Below are 18078 nucleotides of genomic sequence, written 5' to 3'. Positions count from 1 at the left end.
CTCCATTCAAATGAAAGTTACCGTTGTAGGTGCCGGCAATGTAGGTGCAACCTGCGCTGATGTGATTGCACGCAATGACTATGTACACGAAGTTGTATTAGTTGACATTAAGCCCGGTATCGCAGAAGGAAAATCGCTCGATATCTGGCAAACTTCACCCATTAACATGTTCAATACACGTGTAAAGGGTGTAACCAGCGATTATTCCGCCACTAAGCATTCCGATGTGGTGGTGATAACTTCAGGCTTACCGAGAAAGCCCGGAATGAGCCGCGATGATCTTATCTCCACCAATGCCGGTATCGTTAAATCTGTGACGGAGCAAATAATGCAATATTCACCCGACACTATACTTATCATCGTATCGAATCCTCTCGATGTGATGACCTATTGTGCCTACCTCACGGCAAAGGTTGAACCGGGCCGTGTTTTCGGGATGGCAGGTATTCTCGATACCGCACGCTATAAAGCTTTCCTGGCAGAAGCGCTTAATTGTTCTCCTAAGGATATACAGGCGGTATTAATGGGCGGACATGGTGACACCATGGTTCCGCTGCCACGCTATACTACTGTATCGGGCATTCCTGTCACTGATCTTATTACTGCAGATAAACTTGCACCGATCATTGAGCGGACAAAGAAAGGCGGCGGAGAACTGGTGAACCTGATGGGTACAAGTGCATGGTATGCTCCCGGGGCAGCAGCCGCGCAGATGGTTGAGGCAATTGTGAAAGATGAGAAACGCATCTATCCCTGTTGCGCATGGCTGCAGGGTGAATATGGCCTTAAGGATATTTACCTCGGTGTGCCGGTGAAACTTGGAAAAAAAGGCATTGAAGAAATTATTACCCTCAACCTGGATGCTGCGGAAATGGCATTGTTAAATGCATCTGCTGCTTCGGTGAAAGAGGTAATGGATGTTCTTGATAAGATGAAACTGATAGCCTGATTCAACGTCATTCATTGGCTTTACAAGCATCATTATGAGAGCGCAGTAATTTCCCCATACTGCGCTCTTCATTTTTCCTGCGCTATCTTAGCACCGGTACGACTGCAACAGCAGTACTAATCCATTAGTTGAATATTACGGTATGTCAAAAAAAATAACAATACCACTCAAGGCAGTCAGTTTACAGGAAGAAGGATTTCATCTTTTTGTGGAAGGAAAGGCAGGGACTCATTCTATCCGGTTATTAATTGACACCGGCGCTTCCAAGACGGTGCTCGATAAAAAATTCATCAGCGAGAAACTGCCGGCGCTCAAACTGGAAATCAATGAACAGCTTACCACCGGGGTAGGTTCTAATACAATACAAAGTGAATTTACAGAAATCGACACCTTAAGCGTTGGCAAATTAAAACTGAAAAAATATAAGGTAGCTGTGCTTGATCTGCAACACGTTAATGAAACATATTCACTTATTCAGCTTCCCGGCATTGATGGTGTTTTGGGCTGTGATGTTCTTGTTGACTACGGCGTCGTAATCAACCTGCGCAAAATGGAACTCCGGATCCGTAAAGAATCACGATAATCCATTGCCGGTGAAAATTTATCATACGCAGACTTCCTTTGTTGCACACGCACGACTGATTATTTCGGCTATTCATAACATCGGTGTTGCAGAAGCGGATTGGTCTTCCCAATAAACATACATTTGAGTATGGTTATAATATTTTGTAATTTAGTTTTCTGAAAAAATATATGGCGAAAGATGGCTAAATATCTTATTGCAGCATGCATGGTGCTCCTGGTGCTGCAGAGTTGCCGGAAAGATAAATCCGCTCAGGCTAATCTGTCAAACTATCCGGAGCAAGTCGGCAAAATAATCAATACGCAATGCGCTATCAGCGGCTGCCACAATCAAAATTCAAAAGCTGCTGCTGGCGGTTTATCACTGGAAACCTGGAATCAGTTGTTTGAAGGAGGCAGCAGCGGATCAGTAGTCATCCCCTACCGTCCCGATCAAAGCTGGCTTATGTATTTTGTGAATACCGATACCAGTCGTGGTATTGCCCTCACGCCAACCATGCCCGTCAATGCTGCACCACTGTCTGACGATGACTATTACACGCTTTATAACTGGATATTGTCCGGTGCGCCTGATGCGAATGGTACTATTGCATTTTCAGGAGATCCTGACAGAAAGAAATTTTATGTCTCCAATGAAGGATGCGATCTGCTAACCGTATTTGATACGAAGACATTGCTTGCCATGCGGTATATTGACGTAGGCATTTTATCCGGGATTGAAGTGCCTCATCAGCTGAAAATTTCGCCGGATGGCCAGTATCTGTATGCCTGCTTTGTCGCCGGTACGATCATTCAGAAACTAAGCACGGCCGGTGATTCAATTGTCGGGCAAATCTCTATCGGCCCCGGAAGCTGGAATACCATGGCGATATCAAGTGATGGCAAAAAAGCATTTGCCGTTGATTTTTCTGATGAAGGAAAGATTGCATATATTAACCTTGATGAGATGAAATTAGTACAGTATTACCAGGGAAACGGGTTATTTGAAAGTCCACACGGAAGTTGGCTCAACAGTGACTTCACTACTTTATATGTGACGGCACAGTATGGCAATTTCATTTACAAAATAGATATCACGAATCCCTCCTTTCCACAGATTGACAAAGTGGTATTAAAACCCGGACAGCAGCCCAACACGCTGCAAGGCACAATTGATCCGCATGAAGTACTGCTGTCGCCTGATGAATCAAAATACTTTGTTACCTGCCAGGCTTCCAATGAAGTACGGGTAATGGATACAAAAACTGATACATTAATTACCGTACTGCCTGTTGGCCGTTATCCGGTAGAAATGGTGATGTCAAAAACAGAACCATACTTGTTTGTTACCTGCATGGAAGATCCCTGCAGCGAACCGGTATGCAAAGGTTCGATTTATGTTATCAATTATGAGAATTTAACGGTCATCAAATCACTGCAGTCAGGATTGTTTGAGCCACATGGCATAGCGGTGGATGATGAAGAAAAAATTGTTATGGTGGCGAACAGGAATGTCAACCCGGGAGGGCCTGCTCCTCATCATGTTTCGGAATGTGGCGGAAGAAACGGATTTATGAAATTTATTAACCTGGAAACACTTGAGTTTTTACCTGACGTGAGGCCGGAAATCAGTGTTGACCCCTACTCCGTTGCCGCTAAAACCCATTAACATGCAGTTGTCACGGAGCATGTATTATCCACCTATCTGAATGGTGCGGAAGTCATATTTCGTGCGTGGAAATCTTTTCTTGATAAAATAATTTGGTATAAGTAAAGCTGCACTTACCACGGTAATGCCTACACCGCTCCAGAGTGCGATCTCTTCACCGTCTGAGCGCTCACCATCCTTTCCACCTCCGGCTGTAATTGCAATTGTGGCAATACCAACACAAGCGCCAATAGCAGCAGCGGCACCGAGTGCAGTACCAGGATTGAACCGGAACTCTGTAATATCACTCAGCGCATAAAAGCTGCTGTTCACATAGATAGAATCTCTTGTGATTGCCTTGACTTTGCCGGAAATAATGACACCGTTTACCAAAGTTGCGTGCACTTTAGTATTTCGAAATACAGTAAATGGTTTACCACCGTCCAAAGGTGTTAGATTCAGGAGAAAAACAGGCGGTGTATGTGGTCGAGCTGACGTTGTTGGCGGTAATACAGGATTTTGCGCCCATGCTGCAACACTACAAACCAAGATAATAATCCCGGCAAAGACAAATACTTTCTGACGGTATAATGCTGACTTCATATCAAACGTAATTTTAGAAGCTATCTCAAAACAGGCAATCAATGCGGCCATGCCGAATTTATTTCTGCATCTGTCAATGAATTGAAGAGATCCTGATCCCGATCTTTCGGGAAAGAATGACTCCAGGTATTTTGAGATAGCTTCTACTTGTTTCCGATACGGACAAAGTTAACCTAAACAAGTTCTTTTTCTTGTGCAGTACCGGCTTACTTTTGCACAGATTGTAAAGAAATGAAGTATGCAACCGATGATTAAAAAGATCATAGTGCTCACCGGTGCGGGCATTAGTATCGAAAGCGGTCTGAGGACTTTTCGTGGCGGTGACGGACTATGGGAAAATCACCGCATTGAAGATGTTGCAACACCTTCCGCATGGGCGAAAGATCAGGCAATGGTGTTAAGGTTTTACAATGAACGGAGAAAAGATGTTAGACAGGCATTGCCGAATGCTGCGCACCGGGCACTTGTTAGCCTTGAAGCTCATTTTAACGTGACGATCATTACACAGAATATTGATGATTTACATGAACGCGCTGGGTCAAAAAATATCATTCACCTGCATGGAGAAATCATGAAATCGAGAAGTTCGCTGGATGAGAGCCTGTTGTATGACTGCACCGGCGATATACAAATTGGTGACCATTGCGAACTCGGTTCGCAACTGCGGCCGCATGTTGTCTGGTTTCATGAAGCCGTACCAATGATGGATACTGCTGCTGCTGCCTGTGCAGATGCAGATATTTTCCTGGTGATCGGTACCTCCTTGCAGGTTTACCCGGCAGCCGGTCTCATACACTATGCTCCCCGGCATTCTCTCAAATTCCTTGTTGATCCTGATTTTCATGAACTGCCGCGATTGAAAAACCTTGAAGTCATTGCAGCAAAAGCCAGTACAGGTGTACCGGCACTCGTTAAAAGAATCATTGATGACTACCAGCACGATGCAGTATAAATTGTTTGCCTGTGCAATAGCAAATCACTGTTGATGCCGGCTATCTTCACACAAATTTTTTTATTCTCCTTCATCCATAAAATTTACGCCAATGCATGAGAATCCCTGGAAAATACTTTCCACCAAAGAGCACTACGATAATCCATGGGTGAATGTAGTGGAGCACCAGGTCACGAACCCGGCGGGCAATCCCGGTATTTACAGTGTAGTGCATTTTAAAAACCTGGCTATATGTGTATTGCCTCTGGATGAAGCATACAACACATGGGTTGTCGGGCAATACCGTTTTCCGGTAGAAGAATACAGTTGGGAAATTCCGGAAGGAGGCGGACCACTGGATACAGATCCACTGGTATCGGCAAAGCGTGAGTTGCTCGAAGAATGTGGTATTGCAGCGCAGCAGTGGATGCAGATTGCCAGTTGTCACCTTTCCAATTCGGGAACAGATGAAAAAGCAATCATTTACATAGCAAAGGGTCTGAGTTTTCAGGCATCATCTCCTGAAGAAACCGAAATCCTCGAAGTCAGGAAGATTCCATTTGAAACACTTTTTCAGATGGTTATGAATAACGAGGTGATGGATGCACCTACTATTATTGCAGTACTGAAAACGAGGCAACTGATAACATCGGGCCTTGTATGAAATTGAACCGAAACAAGCTTACATCATGCGATCAATTGCTGACTGTTTTATGGATTGCCAATGCACCATTTATTCAGCCGTAATAATCAACTCACCCGTAAAAGTTGCTGCCAGGTTGTTTAGCCGCAGGTAATAAACGCCTGCCGGCAGTGGGTTAAAATAAATTTTGCTGAAAGGATCATCGAGTTTCCAGGAGCCTACCGCCTGTCCGTAACTATTGTACAGGACGGCATCGGCATGATTCCAGGGAATATATACCTCTATGTTATTCCTGGTTACAGTAGGATAAATCAGCGGCGTGGTTTGTTTATCTTCTGAAGCATCCAGCATTTCTTTCAATACAAAGGGATGTGATATGTAGCAGTTTTTCACAGGCCCGGGATCAGTATCACCAAATGCCAGCCGTATCGAGTCGAATTTCTCGCGGTAAGTCTGCACCAGTGCATCATAATTATGGTTGTTGACAAGATTGGTCAGCTCGAGAGAATCATTAACCATATCAAAAAATTCCTCTACGGTATCTGTGAAGCAGGTATAATGGATGTATTTATAATGAAGGTCGCGGATGGCGCGTTTGGAAGGCGACCCATTTCCTTCATTAAGCATCAGGTAATAAAATGCTGAGCGGTTAAAGGTACCATCATAGAGGTCCTTTAAAGAACCTCCATCCAGTGGTTGCGTATAGTTGATACCAGTTAACTGGTAAACTGTTGGAGCAATATCAAGGTTGGTAGCGATCCTGTCATTAATTACGGTGCCTGCCGTAAACCAATCCGGGTAACGGATCAGCAAGGGAACTTTCATAGAAGGCTCATAGGCTACTGATTTACCATTCAGCCAGTGGCTGCCTAAAGTAAACCCATTGTCTGACATGAATATCAACAGTGTATTATCGAGCTTGCCTGAGTTTTCAAGAGCATCGTAGACAATTCCTACGCAGCTATCCAATCCTTCCACCACTTCCAGCAGCCTGCGATATGTTGAATCCATTGCTTCACCATGCAGAAGGTCTTCGTTATTGCCATCGTATAAGAAAGAAGGATAATTCACCGTATACTTTGCCGTATCAGGTTTCCATGGAAGAGTCACATTCGCCATATTTCCTTCATAAGCAGCCAGCGGATCATTGGGATAGTGAGGCGTCCTGTATGCCAGCCAGAGCATCAACGGGTCATCTACCCTTTTGATAATGGCTATAGCTGAATCTGTGAGGGTTTCCACATTTGGTTTATTAATGATTTTGATCACCCCGTTATATAAGAAGTTAATCTGACCCTGATTTTCATCGTGAGATTCAAGCGAATAGTCAAATTCATCTTTGCCATCCTGCAGAAATGTATTATGATTTTTACCGATCAATGCAGTGTAGTAACCATTGTCATGCAGCACCTGCGGAAAGGTAGTTTTGGATGTATCCAGTGAGGTGCCATTTTCAAATACGCCGGTCTTCAATGTAAACAAACCGGTGGCAATAGATGCCCTGCTCGGCGCACACATGGATGTTACCACATAACTCCTGGTAAAATTCACCCCTTCATTGGCGATACGATCGATATTGGGTGTCTGGAAAAAAGGAAATGCTCCGCAACAACTGAAATAGTCAGAGCGTGCATCATCAATCAGTATGAATACGATATTCGGCAATTTCGGTAGCTGCACTGCCTGCGGCGATGTCCAGTTATTCTGATTCAGTTTACAGGTGGTCACTTCAAACTGGTAAGTGGAGTCAGGTAATAATCCTGTAACCGTATAAGATGGCGCAGGCAGAAAGGATTGAATGGTGGAAACGCCTGCTGTGTTCGTGTATCTTACGCTGAAATTGTTAAACGGGCAACTGGTCTGTATGGTGATCTTCACCGTAGTGCTGCTTGCGGCGGTGATAACCACTTCATCTGGCAATGTACAGGTCAGTGTTTTGCCTGACTTGCTCACGGCACTGCTTTGGGAACCATCGGTACATTTTGACTGAACATTGAAATCATATTTTTTACCGGCTGCGAGATTGGTAAAAGTGTAGAACGTATCCTTATTCGTTTTTATCCAGTTCGACCATTGTGTGGCGGAAGCGGGTTTATACCGTACCTGGAATTTGGCTCCCGGCACTGATGACTTCCATGTCATTTTAATGCTGCAGGAAGTAAATTCACTCAGCTTTAATCCTGTTGGTGGATTTGTCTGGCAGTTTTGTGCAATCAGTTGAAAGCCTGCAAAAAGTATAACAATGCAGAAAGTAAAAAAACGAACCATGATTTTTTTTTGCTAAGCTATGATATTGTTATGGAACAATTCACATTAATGCTACAACATGTTGAATATTAAAAGATGCATATTTGATTGAAGCGCGTCTGCATAATGTTTATCTGATAATGGATAACCTAATCCGGCCCTGATGGGAAGAGCACAATCAGCGATAGCCGCTAATCAGCTGCCGGGAGAATTATGAAACACGTAGATTTATTGTGACGATAAGCGTAGCAGTGCTTGTCATGCCGGAATTCAGCATATAAAATGCAGATGGATTACCTGCCTCTTTTCTTCAGCAAATTTTCAAAAACTTCCAGGTACTGATCAGTGATGTGTTCCCAGGTGTATCGCTCGGTGATCCGGTTGCGTGATTTGTCCCTGTAAGATTGTGCCAACGATTCATCGCCATCAATTTGGTTAATCTTTTCCGCCAGGTCATTCACATCCTTTTTGTACAGGATGCCGTATTCACCATCCTTCAGTACTTCGCGGTTAAAAACGGTGTCTAAAGCAATAACACAGTTGCCGTAGGCAAGTCCTTTCAGCAAGGCGGGATTGGTACCACCGAATTCATGGCCATGCGTATAGGCGTAAGCATTGGCGTGTAATTCTTTGATGAGGTTACTGTCGTTGATATGGCCGAGAAATTTCACCCTCGCCGGATCCGCTATGGCACGCAATTCTTCTTCAAACGGATTCTTATACACGGTTCCGCCTGCAATAGCCAGTACTCTTTTGGAATTGGATTGCATGAATGCCTTGACGATGATATCCGCATTGTTATCGGGCACCAGCCGTGATGCAATCAGGTAATAGTTGAATGGTTCGAGTCCCAGTTTGCGTATTGCATCCGGGTTTTCCGCGTACTTGAGATCAGCCCCGTAAGCAATATCAGTAGAATCACAATTGAACTCCTTTTTATAATAGTCCTGCATGCCTTTGGCATCGGTAATAACCACATTGAAAAACTTAGTGGCACACCATGCACCGAAGTAAAAATATTTCTTGCCTGCATTGCTCCACTTAGGGCGCATCCACTCGAGGCCATCTACATTGATACAATTCCGTTTACCAAAAAGGCTTAAAAGAAACCCAAATGGTCCATTTGCCGCATTGCAAAACAATACCACATCCGTACTGCTAAAGATCACCTTCCAGGTGGACAGAAAAGAATGCGAAAACTGCGAAGTATTCTTTCCTTTCATGGAAGGAATATATTTCAGCTTAATACCCCTGTAGGAAGGCTGAAATTCGGTAAACATATTTTTGTGCGCATAAACGGTTACCTCGTGACCACGTTGTACGAGGCGTACACCAAGTTCTTCGGCAAATGCTTCGTAACCACTGTAACCGGAAGGGATTCCCCTTGTGCCGAGTATCGCTATTTTCATATTCTGCTGATGCTGTTCTGCCTGTTCAATTCTTACGCCTGGTAATTCTCTTTCAGGAAAGCGATCAACGCCTCTTTCCAGCCCGGCATCTGATTCAGATTTATTTTTTTCAGGTTGTGGTTTTCCAATACGGAATAGAACGGACGTTTTACCACTAATGGAAAATCTTTGACACTTGCTTCAAACAAGGGCGTCTTCAATTGAAGGGTATCAAAAATAGTGCGGGCGAATTCATACCACGAAACTTCTCCTTCGCAGGTCATGTGATACAATCCAAAGGCATCGGTTTCCACCAATGACAAAGTGTTTTTGGCAATTTCCCTTGTTGGGGTCGGGGTTAATATTTCATCTTTCACTACACGCACCTCGGGTTTCTCTTTCGACAGTTTCACCATCGTGGAGATAAAATTTCCGCCCTTGGCACGACAGGGTATTTTGCCATAAATGCCGGAAACGCGTACGACAAAATGATTGGTACAGTAATTCTGAATGAACTGTTCGCCTGCGTACTTCGTGATGGCGTACACGCTTTGCGGAAAAACAGCATCAGATTCAAGATACGGTTGCATCTTTCTGCCATCGAATACATAATCTGTTGAATACTGCACCAGTTTGAAACCAAGGTCGGCGGAAGCTTTGGCAAGATTGAGAGAGCCAGTACCGTTGATTTTAAATGCCGTATCAGGTTCTGTCTCACACTTGGGAACATTGTGCGCAGCTGCTGTACAGATAACCGCATCCGCCTTGATTTCACTCAGCACTTTTTTCACATTATCGACATCACCTATTTCAATATCCTGGTGCGTTAATGGTACAACCTCATGTTTGGCCGCGAAGACTTCGCATATATCCGTTCCCAGTTGTCCATTGGCACCTATAACAGCTACTTTCATAAGATTTATTTATTGGATGAAAGGCTTAAACTGTTACAATGAAGACAATACATTGCAACCATTCCACCCGTTTTTTTTGATTGAAAAACCTTTCAGAGTTTTTTGAAAATCTGGATATTATAGTAATTCGGATTATCAAAATCCTTGAACTTATCGAAGTTGTGCACCAACTCTTCCAGGATGGATTCGACACTATGAATTGGTTTGAAACTGAGCATATTGGTGGCCTTCTCGCTGGTCACCTTGTAGTTGCGGAAATCCTGCACATTTTTGATGTTCAGCTTGATCTTTTTATTCATTTTAGTATCCACTGCTTCCTTCACAAAGTCAGCTACTTCACCTACTGTATAATTGCCGGAAGCGATATTGAATATGCCCGAAATTTCCGATGCCGATTCAATAGCCCTGATATAAGCACTTGTAGCATCCTGCAATGCGAGAATAGGGCGCCAGATGGAAGGATTGTTGATGATGATTTCTCCTGTTGCAACAGCTGTTTTAAACATGGTGTTTACAATCAGGTCAAGGCGCATACGCGGGCTATAACCACTAACGGTTCCCTGCCGGAATGCGATCACTGAAAAATTCTTATCACTCATCTGTATAACTGCCTGCTCACCCTGCAGTTTAGATATTCCGTAGGGATAGTTAGAGACAGCCGGTGAAGATTCATCATACAATTCATTGACCGTATATCCATACACCGAGCAGGAACCTGCATAAATGAAACGCTTGACGCCCGCCCTCTTGGCGATATAGGCAAGATAAGCCGGAGAAGAAGCATTGCTTACAAAATTCCTTGCAGGCGAGAATTCAGCCATCGGGTCATTTGACAGACCGGCGAGAAACACCACCTGATCGTAACCTTCTAGCTCCTTTTCATGCAGATCAAAAATATCCTTCTGAATTACTTTCACCTCTTTAGGCAAATTGTTTCCAAACCAAAGCAAATCCACTACATCCACTTCGTAGCCTCTGTCAAGAACTTTCGGAATAAGCGCAGAGCCAATGTAACCGGCGCCTCCAGCAATGAGTATTTTCATTTTACTTGTTTTTTATGGGTTATCTGATATTGATTTATTGGTAATCTGTATCTTTCAGTTGCACCTCAATCGTCTTCACTAAACCTGCTGAAATGACCTTATCCAGGACATTCCTGTTAAGCCGGAGCTCATTTAATATTTGAAGAAATCGGATTCAGGGCGTGCATTCCATTCGGCCAATGTCTGTGCGATTTCATCCTTCTTCGACAGTATGGGGTTTTTCACCGGCCACTCAATGCCGATGGCCGGATCGTTCCAGCGGATGCCACTTTCAGCTTTGTTATTGTACATGCCGGTGCAGATGTATTGTATCTCAGCATAATCGCTCAAAACGGCAAAGCCACGGGCAAAGCTGGGCGGCGCATAGATCATCAGCTTATTCTCGGCTGAAACTTCGCGTCCATACCATTTGCCATAGGTAGGAGAACCTTTACGGATATCCACTGCTACGAGGAAAGCGGTGCCGACCGGAACACGCATGAGCTTGCCCATACCTGGTTCCCACTGAAAGTGAAGCCCACGAACCACATCTTTAACTGAGCCGCTGTGGTTATGTTGCACAAAATCGGTTGGTAACCCCATCTCTTTGAACTGATCCAAACGGAAAGTTTCCATAAAGAAACCCCGCTCATCCTTAAACACTTCAGGTTTTAAAACCACCACCCCATCACTGAGGTGTTTTGATTCAATTTCTATCTTCATGCGTATGTTATTAAGGGCTTTTTTTAAGACGGCGCAAAGATAAACGAATCGATAAGAAATCCGAATGACAGTATATTTTCGCAATGCCAAATTACAAACAGGCCGCTGTTAGCCGTATATGGCTGACAATGGAGACATGATTGCTTTGCAGTGGATGGTTGATTTTAGAAATATGGCGCCTGCATGCTGGTTCATTCAGTAGTTCGTAACAACTTAGTTACAGCCGAATGCTGGCATTCATCTGCTGATATATCGAAGGTGTCTTAATGCATTCCAATCGCTGACAGGTAGCGCTCTGCATCGAGTGCAGCCATGCAGCCTGATCCTGCCGCTGTTACTGCCTGGCGATAGATTTTATCCTGCACATCACCTGCAGCGAATACACCGGGAATATTTGTTTTTGTGCTTCCGGAAATTGTTTTGATATAACCCTGTTCATCTGTTTCCACGAAGTCTTTGAAAGAAGCAGAATTCGGCTGATGGCCAATGGCAACGAAGAATCCTTTAACCGGAATATCAAATATTTCACCGCTGGTTTTATTTTTCACTTTCACGCCCTCCACCATCTTTTCACCGAGAACTTCTACGGTTTCGGTGTTCCAGTAAACTTTTATTTTCGGGTTGATTAAGACCCGTTCCTGCATCACGGCAGAAGCACGCATTTTTTCGCTTCTCACCAGCATATGAACCATTGGCGAAAGATTAGCGAGGTACAATGCTTCTTCGCAAGCGGTATCGCCCGCACCAACAATGGCCAATTCCTGGCCTTTGTAAAAAAAACCATCACATACTGCGCAGGCAGAGACACCACTGCCATTGAGCCTTTGTTCTGATGGCAGTCCCAGCCACCTCGCAGTTGCGCCGGTTGCTATGATCACCGTGTACGCCTTTATCTCTTCACCTGAATCAAGATATAATTTATGCACAGGCCCTTTGAAATTCACGCTGCTGATGAAGCCAAACCGTATATCAGTTCCCATCCGCGCAGCCTGTTGCCTGAATTCCTCCATCATTTCCGGGCCTTGAATGCCTTTCGGATAGCCCGGATAGTTTTCAACTTCGGTGGTAAGCATTAACTGCCCGCCCGGTTCAATCCCCTGGTAAAGTACGGGATACAGGTTAGCACGTGAAGCATAAATAGCGGCTGTATAGCCGGCGGGGCCGGAACCTACAATCACGCAAGGGTGAATTTTTGAATCAATCATCTTCAGCCAATAGATTAGTCAACGATTAAAACCGGAATGAAGACAAAAATGCTTAAATAAAAGTTTCAATGCAGGATGCGCAAAGAAAAAGAATCCACATGTCATTGGCAGCTATACGCATTTTCAGTTATCGCCCCACAAATTGAATGGCTGCCGGCAACAATGAAGCTGTCCGTTCGCTTTACAATTTCCTACTTCGGCACAATGAGTGTTTTGAAGGAAGGAGAATAACCACCCCAAATACCTTGTCCACCGGATATGTTGGATTGAATAATTACCGGTGATGCGAACGGACTGCCCTGCCCGCCCAATTCAAATTCAACAGTGCGCCAGAAATTGTAATGAGCCTCATCAATTGCCGACCATTTTACGGTAATAGTATCACCTTTTCTGAACAGACCATAGTTATCATAGGAGCTGGTGTCGTTTCTGTTCACGCCCCTGTCGAGCGGGAAATCAAAAGTGGTACCATTGATAAATCCGTCTTCAAACACCGAATTATAGCCGGGGAAATAACCGCCACTATTAACGCTTGTGAAATACCTGATGTATTGCCCCAACTGAGGCGGATCTGAGTAGCGGCAGATGAGTTTTACCAGTGTATCATTGGAGGCATCAGCACCCGTTTCATACCATATAGAATCGAGCGGAAGTGGTTCGGGAATGGAGGTCACGGCCGTCAGGGTTTTCCCTCCCGCTTCAACCGTAAGCGTATAGGACTTGCCTGCTTCACCCACCATACCAAATCCTACATAAGCGGAAATAAGAGTGCCGGCAGTATCGATGGTGAATTCACTTAAAGTAATTGTCTTGTCGCCATCAGATACTTTTACAACTGCATCGTGTACAAACAGTGCGTTCAGTGAATCGAGATAAAAAGTGGAATAATAATCTGAAGTTTTTGTCAACAAAAGATATGGAGGCAGGCCAGTTTCAATGTAACCTTCTACAACCAGTTGCTCTTCAGAGGAGGGTAAATTGATATCAATATTCTGCTCGCAGGAAGTCATGAGCAATATGATGAAACTAAATGCGCACAACCACCACTGCCATGTGACAGCAGCTAAAACATTAAACATCTTGCAAGGTTTTTTTACGCTTGTATGTTGCTTTCCGCAGGACATATTTTGTCTTTTAAAAAATTTAAAATTTAAAATTCCAGGTGACGGAAGGAATAATGGGAAAGAGGCTGACCTGTTTGGCCTGCACCGTAATCTGAGGGTCCTGTAAAAAAGTACCCTCATATACCGTATAGATGAAATAGGGGTTTTTGCGGTTATAAACATTATAGATAGAAAAACTCCAGCCCGACTGAAACCTCCTGTCTTTCGTTCCTTCGTAGGTTGCTGCTATATCGAGCCGGTTATATGCCGGCAGACGGATGGAATTCAGATTGCCATAATGGGTGAGTATATTTCCTTCAATAAAATATTTTGAATCAGGCAGTGTGAATGCAATGCCGGTTTGAAATACGAAGGTGGCAGCCAGGGTCCAGCGTTCTGTAAGCTTATATGAACCAACCACCGAGACATTGTGCCTCCGGTCGTAACGGTACGGAAACGTAGCTCCGTTGTTCAGGTCGGGAAATGTACGATTGGTAAAGGCGAGTGTATATCCTATCCATCCTGTAAAGTCGCCGACTTTCTTATTAACAAAAAATTCGATACCATAGGAACTCCCTTTTCCAAAAACGAAGCTCTCCTCAATATTTTCATTGGGAGAAGGTGTATAGCCTTCTTTATATTCTATCTGGTTCTTCAGGTCCTTGTAATAAACCTCAACAGAGGTTTCGAACGTATTGTCTTTGAAGTTTTTAAAATAGCCCAGTGAATACTGATATCCGATCTGAGGCTTTACAAGCGCGGTGCTGGGCACCCAGATATCTGTAGGCAATGTGGTTCCGTTGTTGGAGACGAGGTGGACATACTGATTGTTGATGGTAAATGCCGCTTTCAGGGATGATGAGCCGGTGAGTGACATTCTTGCCATCAGACGCGGTTCTATGCCGCCATATGTTTTGATATGCTGACCGGATTTATATTCGATGCTGTCTTCCGGGAGTCCGGTAAAATCGTTATAGATAATCTTCTTGTATGGTCCGACCTGCTCAAAAAATGATAAGCGAAGGCCGCCAATAACCTGTATTTTTTCCGTGAGGTCATACTGATCCTGCACATAGGCAGCACCTTCATGTGCATACAGATGCTGAATGCCTTCCGGATTAAACTCGACGTCGCCGCTTCTTCCTGAAATACTGCTGGGCTGAAAGACATGATAGATATAATTCACACCAAATTTCACCTGGTGTCGGACGCTGGGAAAATAGTCGAAATCAATTTTGGTGTTGAAATCCTGAATGCCTGAAAAGAGTGAGAATTCATAGATATCCTGATTTGCGGACAACTCGAACTGATAGTCCTGGTAGATAGCGGAAGCATTCATGAACAGTTTGTTGCTGAAGAGGTGATTCCAGCGAAGGGTGGCCGTGGCGTTACCCCATGGTATGGAGAGGTTGATATCATCATTGTGGAAGGAGAAAACATCACGCCCGAAATAACCGCTCAGGTATAACCGGTCTTTGTCGGAAAAATTGTAGTTGACTTTGGCATTCAGGTCATAAAAATAATAGGCTGAACCGGCGAAGTCGCTGTTATTGATAAACGGTTTGGCAAGTACATCAATATAAGTTCTTCTTCCGGAAACAATGAATGAGCTTTTATTTTTTACGATAGGGCCTTCGAGTGTTAACCGTGAAGCGATAAGGCCAATTCCCCCTGAACCATGAAAGGACTGGTTGTTACCGTCTTTCATAGAAATATCGAGTACCGATGAAATACGGCCACCATATTCAGCAGGCATACCTTCCTTAAATAAAACAGTGTTGTGAATGGCATCAGCATTAAACACAGAGAAAAAACCAAAGAGGTGCGATGCATTGTAAACGGTAGCTTCATCGAGTAAAATCAGGTTTTGATCCGGACCGCCACCCCTTACATAAAAGCCTGAGGAGCCTTCGCCGCCACCCTGAATACCCGGCAATAATTGTATCGTCTTCAATATATCCTGCTCACCAAAAATGACGGGAAGCGTTTTGATTTTCTCCATGGACAGGTCAAATTTTCCCATCTGACTGCTGCGTATATTTTCATCCTTTGTATCGGCTGCTTCCACCGTGATCTCCTGAATCTCATTTACTGCGGTGGTCATATTGATATTTAACCGTACATCCTGCGATAGCACAAGTGCGGTGTCCACTTCCTTAAAACCAAGAAAGGAAAAAACCAAGGTATAGGTGCCGGGAACAACGGAGAGCGAGTAGAAGCCGTAATCGTTGCTGGAAGATCCGATAGTTGTTCCCTTCACTCCCACTGTAGCACCGATCATACTTTCGCCAGTGGCAGCTTCCTTAATAAAACCGCTTACGGTTATCTTTTGCTGTGCAATGGCTGCCTGAGAAAAAAGTAAGCAGAGAACAATCAGCAGCAAAAGGCCAGTTCCAACACGGATGAAAGGCAGATGGTAACGCACTACTGAAAACCTTACATCAGGCATAATTATAACAGGCTGACTGCTTTTAAATTGAGGATTGTGGTGATATATACAATAGAAAAACTGCAAATGTAATGCTGATATATTGATTGATAACGTGAGATTGTTTTAAGAAATTGTCATTCATATACTAAGATCAGTATTGTTTCAGTCGTGTTCAATCGTCGGGCAGGCTGAGCTGACATTCAACGCAAACCGTTGTTGAGGATTATGTTTAATGAGATAAATTTCAACATTGTACAGAAAGCTTTCTCTTAATAAAGTTCTCACTATCTGCATTTCAGACTAAAGAAAGTCCTTTTGATTCCTGCATAAATAGTGTCATTGCATTCTTCATTTCATCCGTCAGCCGGAATTGCACTTTGTTTTTGAGATAATCATACACATCGATACCCGGATAATAGTCTTTGTTCTGCGTGGCCACTTCCGGTATATGCTCCATGCCAAAGCTTAATGCTGCATTGAATGCATGAATAAATTCCTCTTTCAGCGGCTTATTGGCGACCCAGCAGGCAAAGATGAAAGGCAGCCCCGCATAATTTTTCCAGGCAAGCCCCAGGTCATAGCAAAATTTGAATTCCTTTTTCAGCTGCAATGCCCTGTCGCCAATAATAAGTCCGGCCGTGTTGTCCTTAATCGAAGACTCATAACCAGCGACCGATGATTTGAACTCCGGATTAGTTTTCCAGTAATTGCGGATTAAAATTTTTGCCAATTCCACTGAAGTGCGTGACTGATAGTCAAGCAGCAGCGTGGTTACTTGCTCGATAGGAACCGCTGCATAGATGCAAACGGAAGCTACTTCTCCGTAAGCCGCAATGCCAAAATCGCTGATGATGTGTGCATCAGACAATGCAGGAATTACCGCTACCGGAACAAGACCGATATCAGCATTGCCAGACAGCAGGCTTTCGGCGACGCCGGCAGGTATTTCCTTGAAAAGATTTATCTGGTGCCGGATGCTGCTGTGTTCCAATCCATAGAGGAAAGGCCTGGTGTTCAGATAAGAAACGGCCGTTACATTTATTTTTTCCATGCTTGCTGTTAACAAAATTTCACGTATTCAGTGATGATCAGTTAATGAATGCAAATGATCCATATTATTAAATAGTTCAATGGCGAAACGATTATTGCTGAGATTAAGCTTATAGAGCGTAAGATTGTGATGAGGAAACTGATCCATTGTCAGCAAGGATTGCTGCAGTAATGTGGGCAGGAAAATCCGCATTGCCCTTCCATGCATGCAGAGCAAAGTTTTCTTAGCCGGATGTTGTAGAAAAAACTCCAGGAAGCGAATTTGTCTTAGCTGAACTTCTTTTGGGCTTTCACCACCGGGCGCTTTCCTATCCATTTCACCTTTTAGCCAGTTTTCGAGTAAGGAACGGTAGAGCGCTTTAAAATCTGCGGAAGCACGCTTACCTTCAAAAATGCCCCAGCTTATTTCATCAAGCTCCTTAAATTGATGCCAGGGAATGCCATCCGCAATAAACCGGCTCACGGATTCGTGGGTGCGGCGCAGCGAAGAAGTGAACACAGCATCAAAGGACTCCGCTTTGTAATGCTCATAAAACAGGTCGGCCTGCTTTCTGCCGGTTTCGTTTAAGGAAGGATCGACTCCTCTTCCCTGCACTATGCCCTGCAGATTTAATTCAGTTTCTCCGTGCCGGATAATAAATAGCTGCCTGCTCAAATTGA

16 protein-coding genes are annotated in these 18078 nt (G+C 44.0%); 5 read left to right on the top strand and 11 right to left on the bottom strand.

Features of this window, described 5'->3' with window-relative positions; translation table 11 throughout:
• The first annotated feature begins 10 nt into the window (after positions 1-10).
• The 3 genes from mdh (at position 11) to K1X61_15630 (ending at position 3179) form a co-directional block, all read left to right on the top strand.
• The gene (gene mdh / locus K1X61_15640) at positions 11-949 is read left to right on the top strand and encodes a malate dehydrogenase (GenBank protein ID MBX7110082.1); all 939 of its coding nucleotides are present in this window, start codon (positions 11-13) and stop codon (positions 947-949) included.
• Between the two features lie 142 nt (positions 950-1091).
• The gene (locus K1X61_15635) at positions 1092-1532 is read left to right on the top strand and encodes a retroviral-like aspartic protease family protein (GenBank protein MBX7110081.1); all 441 of its coding nucleotides are present in this window, start codon (positions 1092-1094) and stop codon (positions 1530-1532) included.
• A gap of 180 nt (positions 1533-1712) precedes the next feature.
• The gene (locus K1X61_15630) at positions 1713-3179 is read left to right on the top strand and encodes a YncE family protein (GenBank protein ID MBX7110080.1); all 1467 of its coding nucleotides are present in this window, start codon (positions 1713-1715) and stop codon (positions 3177-3179) included.
• A gap of 24 nt (positions 3180-3203) precedes the next feature.
• Here the strand turns inward: K1X61_15630 and K1X61_15625 are convergent, their stop codons facing one another.
• Entirely contained in the window at positions 3204-3812 is a 609-nt protein-coding gene (locus K1X61_15625; protein MBX7110079.1) for a hypothetical protein, read from the bottom strand.
• 196 nt (positions 3813-4008) lie between these two features.
• Between K1X61_15625 and K1X61_15620 the strand changes: the two genes are divergently transcribed.
• A complete protein-coding gene (locus K1X61_15620) occupies positions 4009-4713 on the top strand; it encodes an NAD-dependent deacylase (GenBank protein MBX7110078.1) in 705 nt (234 codons plus the stop codon).
• A gap of 91 nt (positions 4714-4804) precedes the next feature.
• On the top strand, positions 4805-5356 hold the full coding sequence (locus tag K1X61_15615) for an NUDIX hydrolase (protein MBX7110077.1): 552 nt from the start codon (positions 4805-4807) through the stop codon (positions 5354-5356).
• A gap of 69 nt (positions 5357-5425) precedes the next feature.
• Here K1X61_15615 and K1X61_15610 read toward each other — a convergent pair whose 3' ends face one another.
• From K1X61_15610 to K1X61_15565, 10 genes are all read right to left on the bottom strand, one after another.
• Positions 5426-7603: a sulfatase-like hydrolase/transferase gene (locus K1X61_15610; protein ID MBX7110076.1), complete on the bottom strand. Its 2178-nt coding sequence runs from the start codon at positions 7601-7603 to the stop codon at positions 5426-5428.
• Positions 7604-7875: 272 nt separating this feature from the next.
• Positions 7876-8991: a DUF1972 domain-containing protein gene (locus K1X61_15605; GenBank protein MBX7110075.1), complete on the bottom strand. Its 1116-nt coding sequence runs from the start codon at positions 8989-8991 to the stop codon at positions 7876-7878.
• A 32-nt stretch (positions 8992-9023) separates the two neighbouring features.
• Entirely contained in the window at positions 9024-9884 is an 861-nt protein-coding gene (gene rfbD / locus K1X61_15600) for a dTDP-4-dehydrorhamnose reductase (GenBank protein ID MBX7110074.1), read from the bottom strand.
• Between the two features lie 92 nt (positions 9885-9976).
• Positions 9977-10927 carry an SDR family oxidoreductase gene (locus tag K1X61_15595; GenBank protein ID MBX7110073.1) on the bottom strand — a complete coding sequence of 317 codons (951 nt, stop codon included), beginning with the start codon at positions 10925-10927 and terminating at the stop codon, positions 9977-9979.
• Between the two features lie 132 nt (positions 10928-11059).
• Positions 11060-11629, bottom strand: coding sequence for a dTDP-4-dehydrorhamnose 3,5-epimerase (gene rfbC, locus K1X61_15590; protein ID MBX7110072.1), 570 nt, complete (start codon positions 11627-11629; stop codon positions 11060-11062).
• Between the two features lie 263 nt (positions 11630-11892).
• Positions 11893-12834, bottom strand: a complete 942-nt coding sequence (gene trxB, locus K1X61_15585; GenBank protein ID MBX7110071.1) for a thioredoxin-disulfide reductase — start codon at positions 12832-12834, stop codon at positions 11893-11895.
• 191 nt (positions 12835-13025) lie between these two features.
• Positions 13026-13913, bottom strand: a complete 888-nt coding sequence (locus K1X61_15580; GenBank protein ID MBX7110070.1) for a DUF4249 domain-containing protein — start codon at positions 13911-13913, stop codon at positions 13026-13028.
• Between the two features lie 64 nt (positions 13914-13977).
• Positions 13978-16386: a TonB-dependent receptor gene (locus K1X61_15575; GenBank protein ID MBX7110069.1), complete on the bottom strand. Its 2409-nt coding sequence runs from the start codon at positions 16384-16386 to the stop codon at positions 13978-13980.
• Positions 16387-16663: 277 nt separating this feature from the next.
• Positions 16664-17419 (bottom strand): menaquinone biosynthesis protein, encoded by a 756-nt coding sequence (locus K1X61_15570; GenBank protein ID MBX7110068.1) that lies wholly within the window; start codon positions 17417-17419, stop codon positions 16664-16666.
• A gap of 27 nt (positions 17420-17446) precedes the next feature.
• Complete coding sequence (locus tag K1X61_15565) at positions 17447-18073, bottom strand: histidine phosphatase family protein (protein ID MBX7110067.1); 627 nt, start codon at positions 18071-18073, stop codon at positions 17447-17449.
• Positions 18074-18078 lie beyond the last annotated feature (5 nt).

This window comes from Chitinophagales bacterium, from assembly GCA_019694975.1.
Lineage (GTDB): Bacteria > Bacteroidota > Bacteroidia > Chitinophagales > UBA10324 > JACCZZ01.
Note: the sequence above shows the minus strand (reverse complement) of the source record. Positions and strands in the feature narration are given on the sequence as shown.